General features: G+C 59.9%; 1 protein-coding gene. It reads right to left on the minus strand.

Features of this window, described 5'->3' with window-relative positions; translation table 11 throughout:
• A partial coding sequence (locus ACFZPT_RS11115; protein WP_379555172.1) for a tandem-95 repeat protein occupies nt 1-3329 on the minus strand: 3329 nt, incomplete at both ends.

Raw genomic sequence — 3329 nt, forward strand, 5'->3', positions numbered from 1 at the left:
GACGTCAGCGGGTTGCTGCCATCAGCGTTGCCGCCGTCGGTCGCGGTGTAGGTGAAGTTCGCGGTGCCGTTGAAGTTCGCATTTGGCTTGAAGTACACCGTGGCTTCGCCATTGGTGGCATCAATAGCGCCCGTCACTGGCTTGGTCATGGTCGCGTCGGTGTAGAACGTGCCGTTGGTCGACGTACCGACGGTGAACGATTTCACGTTCTCCACGCCATCGATATCAGTAGCCGAAAGTTTGACCTCAATGCCCTGGGCCTGATCTTCGGAACCGGTCGCGGTAGTGGCCATGGCTTCCGGTGCATCATTCACTGCAATCACATTGATCGGCAGAGTGATCGACTCGGATTTCGGATCAGCGGTGCCGTCCTGCGCAGTCGCAGTGACAATCAGGTTCACCAGGCCGTTGGCGTTTTCCGCCGGGGTGAAGACCAGGGTGGCCTTATTCCAGTCGCTGATATCGACGCTTTGATTGCCAGCTGTCGCTGTGAAGGTGTGACCCGGCGTGCCATCGGTGATGGTCGCGTTGAGCGGGACGCCACTGATTTCCAGCTTGAGCGTCTCGGAGCCATCCTTGTCGGTGGCGTAAGCGTCGATGGTCGACAGCTTGATCGCATGGTCTTCCAGGCCTGTGTTCAGCACCTGGGTGACGTTGATGTTATCCAGCACGCCGCCGAACGAGTTGTTTGTCTCGCCAGCAGGGGCTTTGAATTCGAGCTTGGCATCGCCGTCAGCGGTGACCGGCACGACGAAGGTATAAGTCTTCATGCCAACGGTGGTGGTGTCCAGGGTGCCGACTTTGACGCCGCCCCAGAATACGTCGATCACCGAATTGTTCTCGGCACCCGCACGTGGCGAGTAGTCGACCGAGATGGTGTACGCCGTGCCGGCTTCCGCCTTGATGATGGTGTACAGGCTGGAGTCGTCGCCGGCGTTTTTCTCAAGCTCGATGACCTGGCTGTTGCCTGGGGTCGCTACGCCGTAGATGCTGCTTTGGCCGATTTCGACTTGGCCATCGGCATTCCCCGTGAGCCACGGAGTGCTCGGGGTGCCATTGACGACCGGGTTGTTAGCATTACCTACCGCGACGTCGCCCCACGAACCATTGAGATTGGCGCCGTCGAAATTGATCGAGGTCACCACGCCACCGCCAAGCAGGCCCAAGTGCGGGGTGTCGGTAACTGGCGCAATCGTGATGTCGGCTGTGGTTACGGCGCTCGATTTACCGCCGTTGTCGACCGCAGTAAAGGTCAGCTCGGTTTTGCCGCTCCAGTCGCCGGTCGGGGCGAAGTAAACCGCCGCCTTGCCGTCGGCACCCGCTGGCACCGAGTCGCCGATCTTGAGTTCAGTTTGCAGCGTGGCGTCGCTGTACAGCTTGCCGTTCTCCGGCAAGGTAGTAATGACAAAGCTGGAGATGGAACCGTCCACGTCCTTACCATCCAGCACGATCTTGACCGTATGGTCTTCATCGGCGGTGGTGTTGTCGGCCGATGCAATCGGCGCGTCGTTGAACAGGTCGATAGTGACCTTGCCGGTGGCGCTGCCGGTTTGCGGCGGTTCGCGATCCAGGTTGCCGCCGCCGACGTCAGTCACGTCGATGGTGACGGTACGATCAGTGCCGACAGGATTATCGCCCGGGCTCTGGAAGGTGATGGCTTCAACCACCTTGACGAAGTCGGCGGCGCTGCTGCCGGTCGCCGAGTCGCTGGTGAGGGTGTAGATGATTTTCCCGTCAGCGGCGCTGCCGCTCTGGGTGATGGTGATGCCGGCAACGGCCAGAGCCTTGAGCACGTCGGTGTTGCTAAGCACATCACCCGAAGCCAGATGGTCGACGGTGACCACGACTTTGCTGAAGGTGGTGTTGTCGACGTCTTTGATGGTCAGGTTCTCGACCAGCGCGACCGCGTCTTTTTGCTCAGTGAACGTGGTGCTGTCGAACTTGACCACAGGCGGATCGTTCACCGGAACCACGTGTACCACGGAGGTCACGGGTGCCGAATCCAACTGACCGTCGTTAACGGTGATGGTCAGGGTACGATTGACCGGGTCCGGGTTCTCGCTTTCGCTGGCGAAGTGCACCGAACGCAGGACTTCCTGGTATTCCGCCTTCGTGGCTTCACCAGACAGGGTCAGGATGCCAGTGGCTTTGTCGTAGCTGACTGCAATTTTGGTGTTGCTGACATCCGCGATCAGCACATCGTCTGCCAGATGGTTGACGAGTGTGACTTTAGCGCTTTGCAGTGTACTGTTGTCGACGTCGCTGATGGTCAAGGTCGTCGCCACGAAGCCGCCAGGCTTGCCTTCAATATAGGTGTCGCCGAATGCGTTGGTCGAAGCGTTGCCCAGCACAGGAGCGTCATTAACCGCAGTCACCGTGATGGTGCCGTTGGCTGGGGTCGACGTCAGCGGGTTGCCGTTGTCAGTAATACCGCCGTCGGTGGCGGTGTAGGTGAAGTTTGCGGTGCCGTTGAAGTTTTCGTTCGGTTTGAAGTAAACGGTCGCTTCGCCGTCGACCGCATCAATGGAACCGGTCACCGGTTTGGTCATGGCCGCATCGGTGTAGAAGGTGCCGTTGGTAGGCGTGCCGACGGTGAAGGATTTCACGTCCGCCAGGCCATCCACGTCGGTCGCGCTCAGCTTGACCGCGATACCCTCGCTTGGGTCTTCAGCACCGCTCGCCTTAGTGTCCGCAGCCACCGGCGCGTCGTTAACCGCAGTCACAATGATGGTGCCGTTGGCTGGCGCAGAAGTCAGCGGGTTGCTGCCGTCAGCGTTGCCGCTGTCGGTGGCGGTGTAGGTGAAGTCCGCGGTGCCGTGGAAGTTTTCGTTCGGCTTGAAGTAAACCGTCGCTTCGCCGTCGACCGCATCAATGGAACCGGTCACCGGTTTGGTCATGGCCGCGTCGGTGTAGAAGGTGCCGTTGGTCGGCGTGCCGACGGTGAACGATTTCACGTTCTCCACGCCATCGATATCAGTAGCCGACAGTTTGACTTCAATGCCCTGGGCCGGATCTTCGGAACCGGTCGCATTAGTGGCTTCAGCCACCGGCGCATCGTTGACCGCAGTCACAGTGATGGTGCCGTTGGCTGGGGTCGACGTCAGCGGGCTGCCGTTGTCAGTAATACCGCCGTCGGTGGCGGTGTAGGTGAAGTTTGCGGTGCCGTGGAAGTTTTCGTTCGGTTTGAAGTAAACGGTGGCTTCGCCGCTGACCGCATCAATGGAACCGGTCACCGGTTTGGTCATGGCCGCATCGGTGTAGAAGGTGCCGTTGGTAGGCGTGCCGACGGTGAAGGATTTCACGTCCGCCAGGCCATCCACGTCGGTCGC

It is taken from the genome of Pseudomonas sp. MD330_10 (assembly GCF_042610415.1).
GTDB lineage: Bacteria > Pseudomonadota > Gammaproteobacteria > Pseudomonadales > Pseudomonadaceae > Aquipseudomonas > Aquipseudomonas rhodesiae.